Origin of the sequence: Micromonospora sp. NPDC048839 (assembly GCF_040649915.1) — a bacterium.
Taxonomy (GTDB): Bacteria; Actinomycetota; Actinomycetes; order Mycobacteriales; family Micromonosporaceae; genus Micromonospora.
Map to the genome: position 1 here is coordinate 75067 of NZ_JBEZGL010000005.1, position 19216 is coordinate 94282.

The following is a 19216-nucleotide window of genomic DNA, read 5'->3' on the forward strand; positions in this document are numbered from 1 at the left end:
AGAGGCAGGCTCAGTGACGGTCACCATCACCTCCGTCGAAGTGCACGACGTGCGGTTTCCGACCGCCGCGCGGGGCGACGGCTCCGACGCGGTCAACCGGGGCGACTACTCGGCAACGTACGTGGAGTTGGGCACCGACGCCGGCCCGACCGGCGCGGGGTTCACCTTCACCAACGGCCGGGGCAACGAGATCACCTGCGCGGCGGTCCGGGCCCTCGCCCACCACGTCCAGGGCCGCACCATCGAGGAGATCACGGCCGAGCCTGTCGCGTTCTGGCGCTCACTCAGCGCCGACGTGCAGCTGCGGTGGCTCGGTCCCGAGAAGGGCGTCATCCACATGGCGACCGGCGCGCTCGTCAACGCGGTGTGGGACCTGCGGGCCACCCTCGCCGGCAAGCCGATGTGGCGGTTCCTGGCCGAGTTGCCGACCGACGACCTGGTGGCCAGCGTCGATTTCAAGCACATCACCGACGCGCTCACCCCGGACGAGGCGGCCACCATCCTCGACAAGGGATTTATCGGAGGGGAGGGCCGGCTCGCGGAACTCAAGCAGAGTGGTTTCGCTTCGTACACCACCTCGGTCGGCTGGCTCGGCTACCCGGACGACAAGGTGCGGGCGCTCACCCGGCAGGCGTACACCGACGGCTGGCGGGCGGTGAAGATGAAGGTCGGCGGCCCGCTCGCCGACGACCTGCGGCGGGCCCGGATCATCCGGGAGGAGATCGGCCCGGACGCGCTGCTGATGATGGACGCCAACCAGGTCTGGGACGTGGACGAGGCGATCACCGCGATGGCCACCCTCGCGGAGGTGGATCCGTACTGGATCGAGGAGCCGACCCACGCCGACGACATCCTCGGGCACGCCCGGATCGCCCGGGCGGTCGACGAGTTGACCGGTGGCCGGTGCCGGGTGGCCACCGGTGAGGTGGCGGCCAACCGGGTGATCTTCAAGCAGTTGTTGCAGGCCGAGGCGATCGGGGTGATGCAGATCGACGCGTGCCGGGTCGGCGGCGTCAACGAGGTCCTCGCCGAGTTGCTGCTGGCGGCGAAGTTCGGAGTGCCGGTCTGCCCGCACGCCGGTGGGGTCGGCCTCTGCGAGTACGTCCAACACCTGGCGATCTTCGACTACCTGCGGGTGGGCACCGGGCTGGACGGTCGAATGATCGAGTACGTCGACCACCTGCACGAGCACTTCGTCGACCCGGTCCGCACCCGCGGTGGCCGCTACCTGCTGCCCGAGCGGCCCGGTTACAGCGCCACCATGAAGCCGGCGTCGATCGCCGAGTTCCGCTTCCCGGACGGCCCGGCATGGCGGTGACCGTCGGCGCCCGACTCGGCCTGGGCGTGCTGCGCCGACTGCCCGCCGAGGCCCGTCCCCTCATCCGGCCGGGCACGGTGCCGGCCGGCATCGTCCACCTGGGGCTGGGCGCGTTCCACCGGGCGCACCAGGCCGTCTTCACCGAGGCGGCGGTCGGCGCGGCCGGCGGCGACTGGGGAATCGTGGCCGTCGCTCCGCGCAGCACCGCGGTGGTCGAGGCGCTCGCCGCGCAGGACAACCTGTTCAGTGTCAGCACCCTCTCCGCCGCCGGCAACGGCACCCGGGTGGTGGGCGCCCTCAGCGGCGTACTCCACGCCCCCCGCGACCCGCAGGCGGTGGTCGCGCTGCTCGCCGACCCGGCGGTGCGGGTGGTGACGCTGACCGTCACCGAGAAGGCCTATCTGCTCGACCCGGTGACCGGCCAGCTGTCCCCGGACGCGGCGCTCGCCGCCGACCTGGCCGGCGGCCGTCCGCCGACCACCGTGCCGGGGTTGCTGCTGCGCGGGCTGGCCGCGCGGGCCACCGCGGACGCCGGACCGGTGGCCCTGGTCAGCTGCGACAACCTGCCGGCCAACGGCCGACGACTGCGCGGCATGCTCGACCAGACGGTCGGCCGTGCCGCCGGGGTGCCCGCCGGGCTGGTCGAGTGGGTGGCCGGCAACGTCACCTGCCCGGGCACCATGGTGGACCGGATCGTGCCGGCCAGCACGCCGGAGACGATCGAGGCGGCCCGCCGGGCGCTCGGCGTGACCGACCTGGCCGCGGTCGCCGCCGAGCCGTACGCGCAGTGGGTGATCGAGGACGACTTCCCCGGCGGCCGGCCGGGCTGGGAGCACGCCGGGGCGGTGCTCACCGACGACGCCGGCTCGTGGGAACGGTTGAAGCTGCGCACCCTCAACGGTGTGCACTCGGCCATCGCGTACCTGGGTGCGCTGGCCGGGCGGGAGACCATCGCCGAGGCGCTGGAGATCCCGTACCTGGCCGACGTGCTGCGCCGGCTGATCGCCGAGGACGTCGCGGCCAGCCTCACCCCGCCGGACGGCGTCCGGGTGCTCGACTACGGCGAGCAGGTCCTCGCCCGGTTCGGCAACCCGGCGATCCACCACCGCACCCTCCAGGTCGCGGTGGACGGCTCGCAGAAGCTGCCGCAACGCGTCCTGCACACCATCGCCGACCTGCGCGCGGCCGGCCGGTCCGCGCGCTGGGGCGCGCTGGTCGTGGCGTCCTGGTTGCGCTTCGCGCTGGGGTACGCCGACGACGGCCGACCATTGCCGTTGCAGGACCCGCTCGCCGGGCCGATCCGGGCCGCCCTGGACGCCGGCGCGCACACCCCGGCCGGCGCGGTGGACGCCGTCTTCGCGCTCCGCGAGATCTTCCCGGCTGAGGTGGCCGACGACGACGAGGTCCGCGCCGAGGTGATCGCCTGGCTGACCGCGCTGGGACGCCACGGCGTCGAGGCGACCCTGGCCGGCGCCCGGTGAGGTGGCCGGTCGGTGAGCGCGCGCCCCCGACCGGCCGTTGGCGCTGTCGCGGAATGTCGGGTCGGGTCGGCGACGTACGGGCTCATCGACGTGGGGAAGATCGGCTATAAGTGACGCATGGACTTCCCGCCGCACCTGGGCAGCATGCCGATGCACGCGATCACCGAGATCCACGGCGAACCGGGCCTGCTGGAGCGCTTCCGGTTGGAGGTCCAGCAGTTCGACGACGCCGCCCGCGAGCGGTTGACCGCCGCGCTCGACCTCGCCGCCGAGTTGCACCGCGACGACCGGCGCGTCCGGGAGCCGTACCTCAACCACCTGCTGCGGGTGGCGATCCGGTTGATGCACCACTACCAGGTGCGCGACGTGGACGTGATCGTCGCCGGTCTGCTGCACGACGCGGTCGAGGACCATCCGGTCGAGCTGGCCGACGGCGACGCGGGGGCCGACCCGACCGCGGCCGCGCTCACCGCGCTCGCCGCGCGGTTCGGGACGCGCGTCGCGACGCTCGTCGCCGCCGTCACCAACCCGGTGTACGACCCCGAGCGGGACCGCAACACGCAGTACCGGGAGCACCTGGCGGTCAGCCTGGACCGCGAGCCCTGGGCCCGGGTGATCAAGGTGTCGGACTTCACCGACAACGGCGTCGGGGTGATCCACACGGTCGGGCCGAAGGTGGTGTCGTCGGCCCGGAAGTACCGGCCGCTGGTGCCGCTCTTCCGGGACCTGATCGGCCGGCCGGACACACCGTTGTCGGCGGTGGTGAAGAGGCACATCTTCGCCCAGCTCGACCTCGCCGAGGAGCGGTTCAGCGCCATCCTGGACCAGCCCGCGCACCCCAACTGAGCTGCCGCTTCATCACCCGACCGGGTTCTGTGACAACTTCTCGGATCTTTCCCGCAGTCTGCGGCGTTACGGTGGTTTTGCGTCAGTTGAGAGGCAAAAGTCCTCTCGATCGAAGCTCTGACGCGACCCCGATCGAGAGGACTCGGACCATGCGCGACCTTTCTCGTCGCGACCTGCTCAAGGCGACGGCCGTCGGCGCCGGAGCGGTCGCCCTCCCGGGCATGATCGCCGGCAGTTCGGCGCTGGCGGCGGACGGCCCGACCCTGGGTGGTGAGAAGTTCCCGCCCGCCACCTTGACCGGCCTGATCGTCCGTCCCCAGAGCCCCACCTACGCGGAGGCGAGCCTCGGCTGGGACGAGTTGTTCGTGCGCTACCCGCTGGTGATCGTCTTCGCCCAGGAGACCCAGGACGTCGTCAACGCCCTCACCTGGGCCCGGCAGCACGACGTCGCGTTGCGGGTACGCAGCGGCCGGCACAGCCTGGAGGGCTGGTCGAACGTCGACAACGGCATCGTGATCGACGTCAGTGAGCTGAAGGACGTCGACATCAACACCGCCAGCCGCACGGCGAAGCTCGGCGCGGGGCTCACCCAGTCCGAAGCGGTCGCCGCACTCGGGGAGTACGACCTCGCGGCGACGACCGGAGGCGAGGGGACCGTCGGCCTGTCCGGTGCGACCCTCGGGGGCGGTCTCGGTTTCCTCACCCGCTACATCGGCATGGCCTGCGACAACCTGATCGGCGTGGAGATCGTCGTCGCGGCGGGGGCCGACGGCGCCAAGGTGCTCGAGGTGGACCCGTGGAACCACGCGGACCTGCTCTGGGCACTGCGCGGCGCCGGAAACGGCAACTTCGGAATCGTCACGTCCCTGACCTACCAGGTGGCTCCGCTGGAGAGCGTCGCCTACCTGCAGGTGACCTGGCCGGGCCTCGACAACCTGCACGACGTCTTCGACACCTGGCAGCACACCGGACCGTTCGCCGACCCTCGTCTCGGCACCCAGGTCGAGGTCCACCCGGACGAGATCCTGCTGTTCGCGGTGCTCGCCGAGGGGTCGGAGGCCGAGGCGAGGCGACTGCTGGAACCGCTCCTCTCGATCGGCAACCCCGAGGTCATCGTGCGGATCGGAGGCTGGGCCGAGACGTACGCCGGATTCCAGGTCCCGAGCGACGAAGATCCGGCGAAGTGGAAGTTCTACTCGCAGTTCACCAGGGAGCCCTTCCCGGCAGAGGCGATCAGCATCGTCCGCCGGTTCATGGAGAAGGCCCCGTCACCGGACAGCAACTTCTTCGCCCAGGCCTTCGGCCGGGGAGCCCAACGGCAGGAGCCCTTCGGCGGCGCGGCGTTCCCGCACCGCGACGCGCTCTTCTACTCCGAGCCCGGCGCGGGCTGGGGCACTCGCGGCGAGCCGGACAGCGACGACGCCGTCACCCCGATCGCCCAGGCCTGGATCGCCGAGTTCAGCCTGGCGATGCGGCCCTACGTGGACGGCGCCTACGTCAACGTGCCGAACATCGGCATGGCGGAGTGGGAGGAGGCCTACTGGGGTCGCAACTTCCCACGGCTGCGCAAGATCAAGGCGAAGTACGACCCGCACAACGTCTTCCAGTACGAGCAGAGCATCCCGCCCGCGACCCACTGACCTGGACGGCCGGCGGCGAGGGTGACCCCCACCCGCGCCGCCGGCCGCTTCCAACCTCGCCCAGCCCCCGTCGGGATGCGAGATCCCGCCGCTCAAGGGGGCGAGGCATGGTGCAGGACGACGCGCAGCGGGTGCGGGGCGGTGGTGGCCAGGTCGTCCAGCACGGCGAGCAGCAGGTCGTACTGACCAGCCGGCTCGTCGGCGAGCAACTCACCGGCGTCGTCGATCAGCAGGGTGAGCGGGCCGGCGTCCAGCCGGTCCCGAAGCACGTCGGCGAGGGCGTCCCAGGTCCCACCCAGGTGGGCGGGCAGGGTCAGCGCGTCGGCCAACGCGGCGACGAGCGCGGGCCTGCTCCGCATCGTCGCGCCGGCCAGCACCGACGCGCCGCGCGCCTCGGGGCACCCGTCCCGGCACACGGTCAGCCACTCGGGCGACCGGTCGCCGTCCGGAGCGGCCATCACGTGCCTCCCTCGTCTCACCGGTGCCGGCCGGGTCGGACCGGCCGGCACCGGAGCGGTCAGAGCCGGTAGAAGTCGGTGTAGTGGTTGGGCGAGAACCAGGTGACCCCGGTGCTGCGGTTCACCACGATCCGGTACGCGTCCCGAGCGGCGCCCTGCGTGCGGGGGTAGACGTCGTACTCGTGGTAGGTGGCGTTGGTGGGCAGTTGACCCTCGTAGTTGTAGAACCGGCCGCCGGCGAAGTTGGAGGTGCCACCGCTCCAGGAATACCAGGCACGGCTGGTCGGAAAGCCCTTGGCGGACCAGCCGGAGCGGGCGGTGCGGGCGTCCGCGCAGCGGCTGCTGGTGCAGGAGCTGTAGACCGCCGCCGAGGCGGAGTCGGTCAACCGGGGGGTCACCACGGACGGGCCGACCAGCGCGGCGGCGACCATGGCGAGGAGCAGGGTGAGGGTGGTGGTACGCCGGCGGATCGCGCCGGGCGTGGCCAGCGGGGACACAGGGGTGGACACAGGCCGCCTCCAGACCGTCCATTACATCGATCCACATGATTGTCGGATCGGGTCCAGTCTCGCCGCTACCCCGCCGGCGGTAACACCCCTGGGCACCTCAACTGCTCCACAATGCTCGGTGAACGCCAGATGATCCTCTCCCCGCGGCACCCACGGCGCTTCCCGGCGGTGCCGGCCACCGAGGTCGACAGCCCGGCAGTGACGCGTGGCGTGCCAGCGGGGCGGTCCGGTTCGCACCGGTATGCGACGGCGTGGCGACGGGCAAATCCGTCACCTGTTGTTAGCGTGAAACGCGGAACCGTGACCGTGGAGGGGTGCCATGACGGACGCCCCGGACGGGAGGCCAAGGCCGGCGGACCAGTGGCGGCACCGAGGCATCCGAGGGCTGACCATCACCCGCGACGCGAGTGTCCGCGGTTGGCGGTGGTGGGCGCGAAGCTGGGATCGACTGGTCGCCGCGCTCCAGGACGAGGCGCCCGTCGGATCTGCCGCCGCACCCTCGCCGTCCGGCCCGCTCGTCGAACAACGCGACGTGCCCCGGCTGATCGCGGTCCCGGCCCGCGGGTACGTCTACTCGTTCTACATCCGCGCCACCTTCGCCTGGTCGTCACCGACGAGCATGCGGGCCGAGGTGCTGAGCTGGTACGTGCAGTACTTCCAGCCCAACGCGATCCAGCGGCTGACCCGGCTCGCCTCCGACGCCGCCCGGGACCTCCCGCCGCACCGGGCCGGGGACCTGGAGTTGGCGTTGCAACAGGCGCTCGCCGAGGATCCCCAGTGGCACTACCAGCGGGGTGACATCGTCATCACCTGCCGCCCCGACGCCGCCGTCCGGCTCGACGAGCGCATCATGCCGGCGCTCCAGCCGCACGTCGACCGGCTGGTGGAGTTGGAGTACCAGTTCGACGAGCAGCTCCGCAAGGCCCGGTACGCCGAGGAGGTGAGCCGCCAGTGGGCGACGCTCCTGAGCGAGCACGCCGACGACCAGGACATCGCCGACGCCCGCGACCACCTGCTCACCGCGCAGAGGGACGCCGCCCGCTGGATCACCGAACTCCTGCGCCGCCACTCCGAGCACCCGGCTGACTCGGTGAGCGCGCCCCCGATCCCGCCGCAACAGAGCCGCCCCAGCGAGCCCTAGCAGCGGCCCCCCGCCGGAAAAAGAGCACGAGTGAAGAAATACCCCCGACCGACGGGATGAGATCGTGGCTGCGCGGCGTCGGTGACGCCGCCCCGCATCGGCAGCCGTCTCCGGGGTGAGGCGTAGGCCCCGTCGGGCCGCGTTGCAGAACCGGAGGGCATCACACTGTGGCGTACATCGATCTGGGAGTCGACGAGAAGCAGTTCCCCGGCATCACCGGCCCGATGCAGTACCGCCCGGAGACGGCCAAGCCGCTCAACGAGCTTGCCGAGGTGCTGCTGCGCGCCCCGCACTCGCTCCCGCCCGGCGAGCGGGAACTGATCGCCGCGTACGTGTCCGGGCGCAACGAGTGCAATTTCTGCTGCTCGTCGCACTCGGCGTTCGCGGCGGCGCAACTCGACGAGGGCATGACCCTCGTCGACCAGGTACGCGCGGATCTCGACAGCGCCCCGATCTCGGCCAAGCTGCGGTCGCTGCTGCGTATCGCCGGCGCGGTCCAGATCAGCGGGCGCAACGTCACGACCCAACTGGTCGCCGACGCCCGCGCGGAGGGCGCCACCGACCTGGAGATCCACGACACCGTGCTGATCGCCGCCGCGTTCTGCATGTTCAACAGGTACGTCGACGGGCTCGGCACCTTTGCACCCGTCGGCGCGGACGCCTACGCGGAATCCGTGCGTCGGATCATCGAGCTCGGCTACGGGTCGGCGACTCCCGTGCAGCAGGTCGCCACACCGGCCAGCTGAGCACAGACAAGGGTGACCACACCCCGATCCCCCTGCGATGGTCGATGGACACGCCTGGTGAGGCCCGTCAGCCGTGTGGTTGGAGGATCGATGGACCACCCCCGCTGTCTGCTCGACGCCGCCGAAAAGCTCCGAAACGACATGGTCGACCGGCTGAGCACGCTCGTCGCATGCGAGTCGGCACCGGGCTCGTTGCCCCATCTCGAGTCCTGTGCCGACCTGCTCGCCCGCTGGGGCGAGGAGGCGCTCGGCCGGCCCGCCCATCGGGTCGTGGTCGACGGCCTGCCACACCTGCTGTGGCCGGCCGTCGGTCGCCAGCGCGTGCTGCTCCTCGGCCACTTCGACACCGTCTTCCCGGTCGGCACGATCCGGTCCCGGCCCTTCACCGTCCGCAGGGACGTCGCGACGGGACCCGGCGTGTGCGACATGAAGGCCGGCATCGTGCAGATGTTCACGGCACTACGCCTGATCGAGGACACCTCGGCCGTCGGCGTGCTGCTCACCTGCGACGAGGAGAGCGGGTCCGGCACGTCACGACACCTGATCGAACGTGAGGCACGACGTTCCGGCGCCGTTCTCGTCTGCGAGGCGGCCACCCCGGACGGGAACGTCAAGGTGGCCAGGAAGGGTGGCTCGGTCTACCGCCTCACCGTTGGAGGTCGCGCCGCCCACGCCGGCGTCGAACCACAGCGCGGGGTCAACGCCACGGTCGAGGTCGCCCACCAGGTTCTGACGCTCGGCACGCTCGGGGCGGCGGACAGCGGCGGCACCTCCGTGACACCGACCCTGCTCTCCGCCGGCACCACGACGAACACGGTGCCCGAGCAGGCCAGCCTGGCCGTCGACGTCCGAGCCTGGACCAGGGACGAGCTCGAACGCGTCGACCACGCCATCCGCGGGCTCGTGCCGTTCCTGCCCGAGGCGACGCTTGCCGTACACGGCGGGATCAACCGCTACCCGATGTCCCCGGAACTCGCGCAGCCACTCCTGGAACTGACCCAGTCGATCGCCCGCCAGCTCGGCATGGCGGGTCTCGTCGGCGCGTACGCCGCTGGCGCGTCCGACGGCAACTTCACCGCCGCGCTGGGCGTACCGACCCTTGACGGCCTGGGCGCGGTCGGCGGCGGAGCGCACGCCGCCGACGAGTACGTCTGCCTCGACCGGATGGCCGAACGAACGGCCCTCCTGGCCGGGCTCGTCGACAGGTTGTCCACAATGGAGCGCTTCGGCACGCAGCGCATCGAGGACATCGCGTAACGTGCTCACCGCCGGCGAACGACCGGCAGTGGGAGGTCGGCGTCGGTATGACTACGGGACAGCGCGCGGGGTCGCCCATCCCCCTCCTCGGCGTCGAGGAGGAGTTCCTCGTCGTCGACGCCGACCGGGGCGAGGTCGTGCCGGAGGCGGCAACCGTCGTCGACCGCGCGCGCCCGACCCTCGGCGCCCGGGTGGGTGGCGAGATCACCAAGCTTCAGGTCGAGACCCGCACCGACCCGTGCCACCACCTGGACGATCTCAGCGCGCAGCTCGTCGAGGGTCGCGCCGCCGTCCAGGCCGCAGCCCGGTCGGCGGGTCTGCGGGTGATCGCCAGTGGCTCGCCGGTGCTCGGCCGTGCCGTGCCGCCGCCCATCACCGAAGGGCCCCGCCAGGACCGGGGCACCGCCACCTTCCGAGGGCTGCACGACGAGCTCGCGATCTGCGCCGTCCACGTCCACGTGGAGGAGCCCGACCGGGACCGTGCCGTGCTGATCGGCAACCACCTGCGCCAACACCTGCCGGTGTTCATCGCGCTGACGGCCAACTCGCCCTACTGGTCCGAACGCGACACCGGCTACGCGAGTTGGCGCAGCGTCACGTGGGGGCGCTGGCCGGTGGCCGGCCCGCCGCCGTACCTGCGGTCCGCCCAGGAGTACGACGACCACGTGGACATGCTGCTCGACGCCGGCGCCCTGGTCGACCACGGCACGATCTTCTGGGACCTACGCCTGTCGAGAACCCACCCCACGCTCGAGGTACGGGTGGCCGACGTACCCCTCACCGCCATCGAGTCCGCGGCGCTCGCCGCCCTGGTGCGGGCGCTGGTGGTCGTCGCCGGGGATGCTGTCGACCGGGGCGACGCGGGACCGGAGCTGGCCCCCGAGCTGCTGCGGCTCGCGTACTGGCGGGCGGCCCGCGACGGGATGAGCGACCGCGGCGTCGACGTCACCACGGGCCGGCTGCTGCCCGCTGCGGCCCTCGCCGAGCGGCTGGTCGAGCGCGCCCGACCGGCACTGGACGAGGCGGGCGACCGCGAGCGGGTGGAGGCCTGGCTGACACGGCTCGCCGCGGACGGCGACGGGGCGACCCGCCAGCGGGCCGCGGCGGCGCTGCGTGGACGCCTGACCGACGTGGTCGACGAGATCGCCACCCGGACCGCACCCGGCGTGCCCACGCGCGAAGACAGCACGCCTACGTAACGACAAAGCAACCCTGCCTGGGAAATGCTGATGGCACCTGGATGCCGGCGGCAGGCAGACCCTCCCGCGGACCGGCACAGCTGATCACGGGAGGCCGCTGGTGATCGACGCAGACCTGCTACCCAAGGTCCCCATCCAGCACCACCGGCGGTCGCCGGCAGACATGGTGCGCGAGGCTGAGGCGTTCGCCGAACGGATGGCCCAACGCCGTTCCGTGCGGGACTTCGCCAGCGACCCCGTGCCCGACGGGGTGGTCGAGGCCGCGATCCGGGCCGCTTCGACCGCACCCAGTGGTGCCAACGTGCAGCCGTGGCGGTTCGTCGTGCTCACCGACCCGGCGCGTAAACGCCGGCTCCGTGAGGCTGCGGAGGCCGAGGAACGCGCGTTCTACGATCGCCGCGCCTCCGCGGAGTGGCTCGGTGCGATCGCCGGGCTCGGCACTGACTGGCAGAAGCCGTTCCTGGAGACCGCACCGGCCGTCATCGTCGTGTTCGAGGTGCACCAGGGGCCACACAGCCCGAAGCCGTACTACGTCAAGGAGTCCGTCGGCATCGCCGTCGGGCTGCTGATCACCGCCCTGCACCACGCCGGCCTGGTCACCCTGACCCACACGCCCAGCCCGATGCGGTTCCTCAACGAGGTGTGCGAGCGCCCGCCGGAGGAGCGCCCGTACGTGGTGATGCCCGTCGGGTATCCCACGCCGGACGCCCACGTCCCCGACCTGACCCGCAAACCCCTCGACGAGGTCATGGTCCGCTGGTGAGGTCCCCCGTCAGGAACTCGACCAACGGCTCGACGTGTCGGTCCGGTCGCCGCCACTCGGCCAGCAGATCCTCCAGCAGGTGCTGCTCGGCGACCAGCTCCGCCCCCCGGTAACGCCGGATCACCGGGTGGATGAAGGCGCTCTCCCGGGCCCGGTCGGGGGTCGGGTGCCGATCGATGGCGAAGACGTCGCCATAGTCGTCGCGTCCCCACCGGAGCGCGAGCGTGTACCAGTGCGTGGCGGCGGCGAAGCGCTCCACCGCGTAGTCCTCCGGCAGGTCCTCGTAGTGGTGGAAGTCGCCGGTGGCCTCGTCCCGGACGAAGACGTCACACAGGTACTCGAACTGCGTCCACAGCGCCGAGGACCAGTTGACGCGATCGAGCATCAGCTTGGTCAGCGACACGGCGTCGGCCGGCGTCGTCGCGTACGACAACGGCACGTCCTCGTACCGCTCGCGCAGGATCCGGGTGAACGTGCGGAGGTTGTACCGAAATCCGTCGATGAAGGGCGACGACGCGTGCTTGGCGTCCCGAGCCTGGGCGATGGTGCCGGCGAAATACAGGTCGTCGACGTTGCTGGACTGCCAGTCCGGGCGTAGCCCCGGCATGCGGCCGTCGCGCACCAGGTCGGGACGGGACGTCTCGTCGAACACCGAGGTGTCCATCCGGAAACCGGTGCACCTCAACACCGTGTGGTAGTCCAGAACGGCGGTCTCGCCCTGCGCGTGGGTGTACGTGATCGACACCTGGAACCGCCCGTCGACAGGCCGGATCTCGTCGATCGTGCAGTCCAACACCGAATGCAGAGTCTTGAACTGGTAGCTGTCGAGGATCGCCCCGTACTGACCACGGACGTCCCCGGGGTGTTTGGTGTTCCAGGCCAGTCGCAGGGGTTGCCGACTGGCGAGGTGCACCATCGACGCCCGACCGAGAATTGCCGACGCGGTCTCGAAGGCGGAATTGCCCTTACCGATGATCAAAACCCGCTGACCGTCGTACGCCGTGGGGTCGACGACCATGTCCTCGTACCCGATGGCATGCTCGATGCCCTTGATGGCCGGCACGAACGGTTGGCCCCAGCCGGTCGCGACGACCAGGCAGCGCGCACGCACGTCACCCTGGTTGGTGCTCACCGTGAAGCCGTCGTCCGTCCGCGCGATCCGCTCGACCGTCGTGCCGTAGCGGACGTTGAGCTGGTGAACCCGTTGGAACTCGGCGAGGTAGCGCACCAGGTCGTCGGCGGCCGGCAGGTACTCCTCGCTGAATCGCGGGAACAGCAGATCCGGGGAGTCGTTGAGCAGCGAGTTCCAGTCCCAGCGCAGACGAATCTCGGGGTCGGCGCTGTCGGTGTGCACCTTGTTCAGCGAGATGAGCCGGCGGTGGCGCGGAAACCGCCGGAAGAAGCCGCCCGGCTCGTCGCCACTTTCGAACGTCAGGTAATCGGCGCCGTGTTGTTGAAGGTAGTAGCTCAGTTGCAGCCCAGCGGGCCCCGCCCCGACGATGACGTACCGGTGTTCGCTGGTGACCATCCTGCGGCCCTTCGACGGAGGAACGAATCCATCGACCATGGGTTGCGAAGCGGAAAGTGTCAATGCCCGGTCACTGCCGGTCACTCCGACGAGAATGGTTGGCGGCGAGGCCGACGAGTGCGGTGACGATTGCCCCGACGGCCGCCACCGCAGCGGTCGCCGTACCCTCAGGTCTGGTCAGCGCGCCACCAGAAGTACGGCGCTGGCCCCGGCGCCGACCGCCAGCGTTCGCTGCGAGAGGGCGAGCGGCGATTGCCAGCTCTCGTGCGGTCAGGGGGAGCCGTCGAGATCAGCGACGGCGCGTAGGCCATCGCTGTCCCGGATGACAATTTCGCGATAGCCCGTGGCGATGATTCCAGCCCCACGCAAGCTCCCGAGAGCCTTCTGCAGGCTGATCTCTGCGGCTCCACACAGAGTGGCCAGTTCACTCTGTGTGAGGCGCACGTTGATGACGAGCCCCTCGCAACTTCGTCGGCCGTATGCCGCAGCAATCTCCCACAGCACGCGCGCCAAGCGGACCTTGACCGAATAGGAGGCGAAGTCCACCCGTCGTCGGTTGGCCCAGCGCAACCTGTCGGCCACGATGCCGGCGACCTCCATGGCGGCGTCCGGATTGGCTCGGAGAAAGGCTCGGAACTCACTGCGGTGGACAATCCGAGACGTCCCGGTGCCGTTCGACCGACGCACAGGCGAACACCACCAACATCCGCAGGACGCGCACGGTGTCGGCACCCCAGTCCCGATGCCGACAAGCGCTGACCCTGGGACAGCCTGGTCGGTGCGTTCTCTCTGGGTCTAATCGCCGAAGCTCAGCGCCTGCCGCAGGCCCACGTCCAAGCTCTCGTTGTACTGCGGATCGGGCTCAGCCCCGGAAGCACTGAGGACGGTGCTGAAGAAGCATCTGGCGCCGACGGCGAGGATCACGCGGAAGATCTCCGTGTCATCGAGACCGTGACCGCGCAGACCCACGACGTCGGCCTCGGTGACGGAGTTCGCATCCGCCGCGACCTTTCCGGCGAAGTTGACGACTGCGACCTCCTGCGCGGAGAGACCGGCGCTGCCGTGGTCCGACGCGATGGCGGCGACGGTCGGCGCGTCGAAGAACTTGTCGCGTAGGACCTTCCCGTGTGCCAGGCCGCAGTAGGAGGATTTCAGAGCCCGAGCTGCGGCGAGGGTTACCAACTCATAGCGGCGCAGCTCCATCTCTGCCTTCACCGCACCGTTGAGCTGCTGCCATGCCAGGTACGCCGCCGGGCTGTGCGCGAACAACCTGGTGTAGTTGGGCAGGTAGCCCATCGCCTTCGTGTCCGTGTCGAACATCCGCTCGGTGTCCGGCGACTGCTCTGCCTGCTGCAGAAGACTCATCCGACTCCCTCCGTGTTTGACGCGGACGGTACGCCGTCGCGCCGTTCAACTTGGGCAGCAACGCCGGATCCTCCATCGGGCAGAGCAGCCACACGTCTCCCGCCCCGCCGCGCGCCGCATCGGCCAGCTCGTGCAGCCGCTCCATCGCCCGGGATCACGCCAGCACCGCCGCGTCGTGCAGCAGCACCGGCCCGTCGGCCGAACCATCGGGGGACCCACCTGTGCGATCAAAGCCGGGACAGGACTTCCGCCTTCTTGGTGGTGAATTCGACCTCAGCCAACTACCGCGTCACACCCTGCGGATGGCAAGGATGGCCATCGTTTCCCGGCGTACCTCGTCGATCTCGTGCACCAGACGACGGTGGGCGAACCGGACCACCACGATTCCGATGGTCGCGAGCAGCGCGTCCCGGCGCAGGTCGATCTCCCGCTGGTGCGGGTCGCCGTGGGTGGTCGTACCGTCGAGTTCGAGGTTGACCCGTTCCCGCTCGGCGAACATGTCGAGGTAGATCGTTCGCCCGACGCTCACCGGCACCTGTCGGCGGAACGCCGGCATGCCGGGGCCGGTGAAGACGTGCTCATGTCCCCAGATCTCCAGCGGGCTGCGGCAGCCGTCGGCGAGCTTGGTCAGCAGTGTTCGGAGCACCGCCCGGTCGGCGAGCTTCGGCACGGTGTCCAGGGCCGCTGTGAGCCGTTCGGGTGTGGTGAGCCAGTTGTTCACTGCTCGGATCACCGGCGCCCGCCGCTCTGCGGGTGGCAGCATCGGCCAGGAGTCGACGAGGGCCCGCTCGATGCGCCTGACCGGCAGGTCCCGCCGGACGACGACGTGCGGTGGTCCGATGCTCAGGCCGCGGCGTCGATGCACGACAAGTCCGGGTCGGGTGCGCAGGCTGGCGCTCGCCGGCGTGCTGAGGTGCACCGGCTCACCGGGCGCCGACGGGCGCAACCCCCAGAGATCGAGCGCGCTGAGGTGACTGAGCGCGCCGCGGCCGTCTGCCCAGGCGAGAGCCGCCCGTTGACCCAGGGCAGGGCCGAGCCGACTGACGGCAGGGGCGCCGGGTCGATCGTCGAGCAGGTACGGCGCCACGAAGACCTCGGGCAGCACGCGCACTAGCTCACCGTTACGACAGGCCTGCCGCACCGTCCACTGCGGCACCACCTGCCGCAGGGCCCCGAGCGTCACCAGCCCTCCGCCGCGCCGAACCATCTCCTGAAGCGCCACCTGCACGCGAAGACCGTGCCGCCCCACCTCCACCTTCGGCAACCACACCGCAGCTGTCCTGTGGAAACGCAACCACCTGTGGATAACGCCCCGCCCAGCTCGGCTTTTGCTAGCCGCACTGATCGTTGGCAGTTCAGCAGGGCGGACAACGGCGTGTCGAGTTGCTCAGCTGCCAACGGTCGAGGGGAATGCGGCCTCGCTGCGCTCAGTTGCGCGCCGCCGGGGTCCGTCGCTCGGTTGGACGCCGAAACTGCTCGACGGTCCCGCCGCGTACGCCGAGGCCGCCGCGGGCGGCCCGGTAGAAGTCGTCGCGGGCCTCGTCGGCCTGACGGACCAGGGCGGCCAGGTCGTCCGGTGGGTCCGGCAAACTCCGTGCCGCCTGCTCAAGGTCGCGCACGGCTCGCCGCCAGGTGGAGGCCGCGCGCACCGTCGTCGCGTCACCGAGCAGCAGGACCGCCTCCCAGGTCAGGGTGTGGCGCACGTCCGCCTCGGCCAGACGGGTGATCCCGTCCTCACGGTCCAGGACGGGGGTACGGGAGCCGGGGCGGTGTCCGCTCAGCATGCCCCGGGAGACCAGGTGGATCTCCTTCACCGCACGGGTGAAATCGGCGTACGCGTCGAGCCTCCGCTCGTCCCAGCGGACCGTCTGGTTGCGTCGCCATCGGCCACGCTCCGTCACCGCCGTGGCGACCATCGTGCCGATGGTGCCGACCAGCACGCCGAGCAGGGCGGGCAACTGCGTCAGAACGCTGTCCATGTGCTGAGCCTGTCATCTCGGCACCTGTTTGGTCTCGCCGTACTCGCCACGGATGGGTAGGTAGTAGGCGGGGAGGAAGCCGGCGATGATGGCGACGCCCGCGATCGGCACGAACCCGCCGACGAGGATGCCGGAGCCGATCCAGAGCAGCGCGAGCGCGAATCGGCGACCGATGGCCCGGACACCGGATGCGCCGAGGGTGGGGTCGAGCAGTCTGGCGCGGCGGAGGTAGAGCCAGATGATGTTGAACAGGGCCGCCGCCATCCACAGTGTGCTGCCGTAGACGAGGACCGCGGTCCGCAGTCCCTGTTCCGCGCGAAGCGCCCCGGCGAGAAGCGAGGTGGAGAACGGCAGGAACGCGATGACCATCAGGAGCACCGTGTTGAGGAACAGGACTCCCCGGTCGACGTGTCGGACGCGGTCGTACATGACGTGGTGGTTGACCCACACCTGCCCGATGAGCAGGAAGCTCAGCGCGTAGGCCAGGTACGACGACCAGAGCGCCCCGAGGCCCCGCAGGAGGTGTCCGAAGTCCGGCGGCGGTTGGATCTCCAGCACGAGCAGCGTCACGGCGATGGCGAAGACACCGTCGCTGAAGGACACCAGCCGACCCGGCTGACGGGTCAGTGGCGGCGTACCCTTCTGGGCGTTCATGCACCAATCATGCTATATGCTGATTTCGCCCCGGTTGCGCGGCGCGCCCGACGGCACTCGTCTGGCGAGATGCCGCCACTGGCTCGCCTGCCGTGAGCCGTTCGCCGGACGGTCAGGGCCGCATTCGTTTCGGCGTGCCCCGGATCAGCAGTTCGACGAGTTTCGCGAGCCCGGCTGCACCGTACTTGTCGTGCGCCTGTCGGACTGTCCTCAACAGCGGTGCGGCGCGGTCGAGAATCACACCTTCGCGGGCGAGCACGAAGTAGAGCGCCAGCATGGCCGAGCGGGCGTTGCCGTCGTCGAACGGGTGGAAGAACGCCACGTCGAGATAGACCCGCGCGGCTCGGGAGGGCAGGGGCAGGTCGTCCTCCGTCGCCTCGAGCAGGCACGCCTCGAACCGGCTGGGAAGGTCGGCGTGCCAGTAGTAGCGTTCACGGCCGCCCTTGGCCCAGGCCGGGCCATCGCGGAACGCAGGCTCGGGCACCCCGAGCAGCGTGCCCTGCCACTGCGCGAGCAGAGCGAAGCCGAGCGGTCCACCCGCAGCCGCCGCCCGTCCTGCCTGATCGACCGCGGCGGCAAGCTGTGGGCCGCCCGTCGGGCGGCTGGCCGCGTGCTCGGCGATGGCGTCCTCGCCCGTACCGACGGGGCCGGACACGGGCTCGGACGCGGTGCCCCAGTCGACCTGGGCACGAACGGCCTGCCACGTCTCCAGATCGTCGGGACGCCTACCCTCCGGCCTACGCTCGTCTCGACCCCGCGTCGACCTTGTGGCCGTTCGGGACGATGGCCAACCCTGCGGCCAGGTGTCGGGCCACTCGTCGGTGGCGTGGACGTACGCAGGGGGCAGGTCGACGCCGGACTGCGCGACGAGCTGCTGTGCCAGGCGCTCCGCGACGTCGGCGACATCGGCGGCAGACGGCTGCACCCAGCTGCGGAATCGTCCGCCGATGGCATCGTCGATCAGGGTCGAGTGGCGGTCCTCGGGCAGACCGGCTGCGACGAGAAACCAGGAGAGCACCTGCTTGCAGTGGCCGTACCAGCCGCTGTCGCTGCTTGTCCGGCCCACGGTCAGGTTCACCAGCTGGGCGACCGCGACGTCCCAGGCCACGACGAGGGCGTCGGGTGATTCGTCGGGATTGGGCAGTGGCAGGAAACGGTCGAAGCGTTCGGCGAGATCCTCCAGCCAGGCTCGCCACTGGACCAGTGAGCCGGCGACGAGGGCCAGGGTCTCCTCCGGTGAGCTGATCGAGTGGGAGACACAGCACCATTCGGTGCCCGGACCACCGTCGTAGTCGCCCTCGCCCTGGGACCAACACCAGCCGTTGGCCCAACGTCCGTAGTGGTCGACGAGGGCGTGACTCACCGTCTCCCGCCACCGCTCGGCATCGCTACGGCCGATGGACACAGACCCTTCCCAACGCGGCGGCGGTGGCACCGGCGGCGCGAGGCTACGCACCACATCGAGCACGCCGGTCGGGTCGAACGGGTGTCGCGCGGGGTCGACCTCCGGCCAGGTGAGCCAGCGCGGGGCGATTCGCTTCCACGTTTCGTCAGCCGTCATCGACGGCCATCCTGCCACCGGGCGTCGCGCCGCTGTCCGCCGCCTCGCGTCAGTGCGAACCGCCCGCCGCGATGGACTCCGGCGTGGGTCGTCCCGTCCACGCCCACATCTCCAGTGCGTGCCGGTCGACGAGGGTGATGTCGAGCTGTCGGGCGATCTGGATGCCGTCACCCGCAGTGAAGAAGCTGTTCGTCACGAGCAGGCAGATCTCGCCTCGGTGGATGTCCCGACAGGTGCCGGCGAACCGCTGGATGGCGGCACTGCCGACCCGGTTGCCGATGCTCTGCCGCTTGCACTGCGCCACGACACGTCGGCCGTCCGGGGCGGTGGCCGTGACGTCGGCTCCCCGGTCACCGGAGCCGCCGCACACCTGCACGTTCCGAAAACCGGACGCGACCAGGATCCGCGCGAACCACTGCTCGAACTCGGGCCCGCTCATCGCATCGGTCACCGCGATCAGCCTGTCCCGCTGAGCTTGGTCGGCCCGCTCGCGGGCGCGCTGCTTCGACGCGAGAAGACCGACGGTGGTCGCCCCCGCGACGACGAGGCTCACCAGGAGGGCGGTCCAGTATGGATGCCGCTCGACGACGTCGACGACCATGCGCAGGAGCACGAAACCGACGACGGCGCAGAGCAGCAGGAACCAGCCGTTGGTCGACCTGCCGCCTCCGGACACGCGGCGGACCGCCGATCGCCGCCGGACACTGCCGGTGCGCCGCCTTCGGTAGTGGGCCCGAACTCGGGCTCCACCCCTCCTGGTGTGTGATCTGA

Annotated in this window: 18 protein-coding genes and 1 pseudogene; 9 read left to right on the top strand and 10 right to left on the bottom strand. The window is 70.6% G+C overall.

Features of this window, described 5'->3' with window-relative positions:
- The first annotated feature begins 13 nt into the window (after positions 1-13).
- The 4 genes from AB0C25_RS11585 (at position 14) to AB0C25_RS11600 (ending at position 5285) form a co-directional block, all read left to right on the top strand.
- Positions 14-1318, top strand: coding sequence for an enolase C-terminal domain-like protein (locus AB0C25_RS11585; protein ID WP_357372142.1), 1305 nt, complete (start codon positions 14-16; stop codon positions 1316-1318).
- Positions 1309-2799 carry a mannitol dehydrogenase family protein gene (locus tag AB0C25_RS11590; RefSeq protein ID WP_357372144.1) on the top strand — a complete coding sequence of 497 codons (1491 nt, stop codon included), beginning with the start codon at positions 1309-1311 and terminating at the stop codon, positions 2797-2799. The genes AB0C25_RS11585 and AB0C25_RS11590 overlap by 10 nt, the downstream gene beginning before the upstream one ends.
- Positions 2800-2916: 117 nt before the next feature.
- Positions 2917-3645 carry an HD domain-containing protein gene (locus AB0C25_RS11595; protein ID WP_357372146.1) on the top strand — a complete coding sequence of 243 codons (729 nt, stop codon included), beginning with the start codon at positions 2917-2919 and terminating at the stop codon, positions 3643-3645.
- A gap of 149 nt (positions 3646-3794) precedes the next feature.
- Positions 3795-5285 (top strand): FAD-binding oxidoreductase, encoded by a 1491-nt coding sequence (locus AB0C25_RS11600; RefSeq protein ID WP_357372148.1) that lies wholly within the window; start codon positions 3795-3797, stop codon positions 5283-5285.
- Between the two features lie 92 nt (positions 5286-5377).
- Here the strand turns inward: AB0C25_RS11600 and AB0C25_RS11605 are convergent, their stop codons facing one another.
- Positions 5378-5743 (bottom strand): barstar family protein, encoded by a 366-nt coding sequence (locus AB0C25_RS11605; protein WP_357372150.1) that lies wholly within the window; start codon positions 5741-5743, stop codon positions 5378-5380.
- A gap of 59 nt (positions 5744-5802) precedes the next feature.
- On the bottom strand, positions 5803-6252 hold the full coding sequence (locus tag AB0C25_RS11610; RefSeq protein WP_357372152.1) for a ribonuclease domain-containing protein: 450 nt from the start codon (positions 6250-6252) through the stop codon (positions 5803-5805).
- Between the two features lie 319 nt (positions 6253-6571).
- Here AB0C25_RS11610 and AB0C25_RS11615 point away from each other — a divergent pair, with 319 nt between their 5' ends.
- The 5 genes from AB0C25_RS11615 (at position 6572) to AB0C25_RS11635 (ending at position 11358) form a co-directional block, all read left to right on the top strand.
- Complete coding sequence (locus AB0C25_RS11615) at positions 6572-7393, top strand: hypothetical protein (protein ID WP_357372154.1); 822 nt, start codon at positions 6572-6574, stop codon at positions 7391-7393.
- A gap of 167 nt (positions 7394-7560) precedes the next feature.
- Positions 7561-8139 carry a carboxymuconolactone decarboxylase family protein gene (locus tag AB0C25_RS11620; protein WP_357372156.1) on the top strand — a complete coding sequence of 193 codons (579 nt, stop codon included), beginning with the start codon at positions 7561-7563 and terminating at the stop codon, positions 8137-8139.
- Between the two features lie 90 nt (positions 8140-8229).
- Positions 8230-9396, top strand: coding sequence for a M20/M25/M40 family metallo-hydrolase (locus AB0C25_RS11625; RefSeq protein ID WP_357372158.1), 1167 nt, complete (start codon positions 8230-8232; stop codon positions 9394-9396).
- Positions 9397-9443: 47 nt separating this feature from the next.
- Complete coding sequence (locus AB0C25_RS11630) at positions 9444-10595, top strand: glutamate--cysteine ligase (protein ID WP_357372160.1); 1152 nt, start codon at positions 9444-9446, stop codon at positions 10593-10595.
- A 163-nt stretch (positions 10596-10758) separates the two neighbouring features.
- Positions 10759-11358, top strand: a complete 600-nt coding sequence (locus AB0C25_RS11635) for a nitroreductase family protein (RefSeq protein WP_357372722.1) — start codon at positions 10759-10761, stop codon at positions 11356-11358.
- On the opposite strand, the gene AB0C25_RS11640 is transcribed toward AB0C25_RS11635, so the two are convergent.
- The 8 genes and pseudogenes from AB0C25_RS11640 to AB0C25_RS11675 form a co-directional block, all read right to left on the bottom strand.
- Positions 11342-12886 carry an NAD(P)-binding domain-containing protein gene (locus AB0C25_RS11640; protein WP_357372162.1) on the bottom strand — a complete coding sequence of 515 codons (1545 nt, stop codon included), beginning with the start codon at positions 12884-12886 and terminating at the stop codon, positions 11342-11344. The genes AB0C25_RS11635 and AB0C25_RS11640 overlap by 17 nt on opposite strands.
- Before the next feature lie 270 nt (positions 12887-13156).
- Positions 13157-13543, bottom strand: a pseudogene (locus AB0C25_RS11645) (Crp/Fnr family transcriptional regulator); the annotation flags it as partial.
- A 138-nt stretch (positions 13544-13681) separates the two neighbouring features.
- Positions 13682-14251, bottom strand: a complete 570-nt coding sequence (locus tag AB0C25_RS11650; RefSeq protein ID WP_357372164.1) for a peroxidase — start codon at positions 14249-14251, stop codon at positions 13682-13684.
- A gap of 289 nt (positions 14252-14540) precedes the next feature.
- Positions 14541-15479 (bottom strand): DUF559 domain-containing protein, encoded by a 939-nt coding sequence (locus AB0C25_RS11655; RefSeq protein ID WP_357372166.1) that lies wholly within the window; start codon positions 15477-15479, stop codon positions 14541-14543.
- Between the two features lie 199 nt (positions 15480-15678).
- Entirely contained in the window at positions 15679-16230 is a 552-nt protein-coding gene (locus tag AB0C25_RS11660; RefSeq protein WP_357372168.1) for a hypothetical protein, read from the bottom strand.
- A 12-nt stretch (positions 16231-16242) separates the two neighbouring features.
- Positions 16243-16884, bottom strand: a complete 642-nt coding sequence (locus AB0C25_RS11665; RefSeq protein ID WP_357372170.1) for a TMEM175 family protein — start codon at positions 16882-16884, stop codon at positions 16243-16245.
- A 112-nt stretch (positions 16885-16996) separates the two neighbouring features.
- The gene (locus AB0C25_RS11670) at positions 16997-18445 is read right to left on the bottom strand and encodes a Fic family protein (RefSeq protein ID WP_357372172.1); all 1449 of its coding nucleotides are present in this window, start codon (positions 18443-18445) and stop codon (positions 16997-16999) included.
- 49 nt (positions 18446-18494) lie between these two features.
- A complete protein-coding gene (locus AB0C25_RS11675; RefSeq protein WP_357372174.1) occupies positions 18495-19121 on the bottom strand; it encodes a restriction endonuclease in 627 nt (208 codons plus the stop codon).
- Positions 19122-19216: the final 95 nt, after the last annotated feature.

What these genes read in the sequence shown, in the direction of transcription:
- AB0C25_RS11590 (WP_357372144.1), top strand. Translation starts at nt 1,309, where the DNA reads ATGGCGGTGACCGTCGGCGCCCGACTCGGCCTGGGCGTGCTGCGCCGA.
- AB0C25_RS11595 (WP_357372146.1), top strand. Translation starts at nt 2,917, where the DNA reads ATGGACTTCCCGCCGCACCTGGGCAGCATGCCGATGCACGCGATCACC.
- AB0C25_RS11600 (WP_357372148.1), top strand. Translation starts at nt 3,795, where the DNA reads ATGCGCGACCTTTCTCGTCGCGACCTGCTCAAGGCGACGGCCGTCGGC.
- AB0C25_RS11605 (WP_357372150.1), bottom strand. Translation starts at nt 5,743, where the DNA reads ATGGCCGCTCCGGACGGCGACCGGTCGCCCGAGTGGCTGACCGTGTGC.
- AB0C25_RS11615 (WP_357372154.1), top strand. Translation starts at nt 6,572, where the DNA reads ATGACGGACGCCCCGGACGGGAGGCCAAGGCCGGCGGACCAGTGGCGG.
- AB0C25_RS11625 (WP_357372158.1), top strand. Translation starts at nt 8,230, where the DNA reads ATGGACCACCCCCGCTGTCTGCTCGACGCCGCCGAAAAGCTCCGAAAC.
- AB0C25_RS11630 (WP_357372160.1), top strand. Translation starts at nt 9,444, where the DNA reads ATGACTACGGGACAGCGCGCGGGGTCGCCCATCCCCCTCCTCGGCGTC.
- AB0C25_RS11635 (WP_357372722.1), top strand. Translation starts at nt 10,759, where the DNA reads ATGGTGCGCGAGGCTGAGGCGTTCGCCGAACGGATGGCCCAACGCCGT.
- AB0C25_RS11640 (WP_357372162.1), bottom strand. Translation starts at nt 12,886, where the DNA reads ATGGTCACCAGCGAACACCGGTACGTCATCGTCGGGGCGGGGCCCGCT.
- AB0C25_RS11650 (WP_357372164.1), bottom strand. Translation starts at nt 14,251, where the DNA reads ATGAGTCTTCTGCAGCAGGCAGAGCAGTCGCCGGACACCGAGCGGATG.
- AB0C25_RS11660 (WP_357372168.1), bottom strand. Translation starts at nt 16,230, where the DNA reads ATGGACAGCGTTCTGACGCAGTTGCCCGCCCTGCTCGGCGTGCTGGTC.
- AB0C25_RS11665 (WP_357372170.1), bottom strand. Translation starts at nt 16,884, where the DNA reads ATGAACGCCCAGAAGGGTACGCCGCCACTGACCCGTCAGCCGGGTCGG.
- AB0C25_RS11670 (WP_357372172.1), bottom strand. Translation starts at nt 18,445, where the DNA reads ATGACGGCTGACGAAACGTGGAAGCGAATCGCCCCGCGCTGGCTCACC.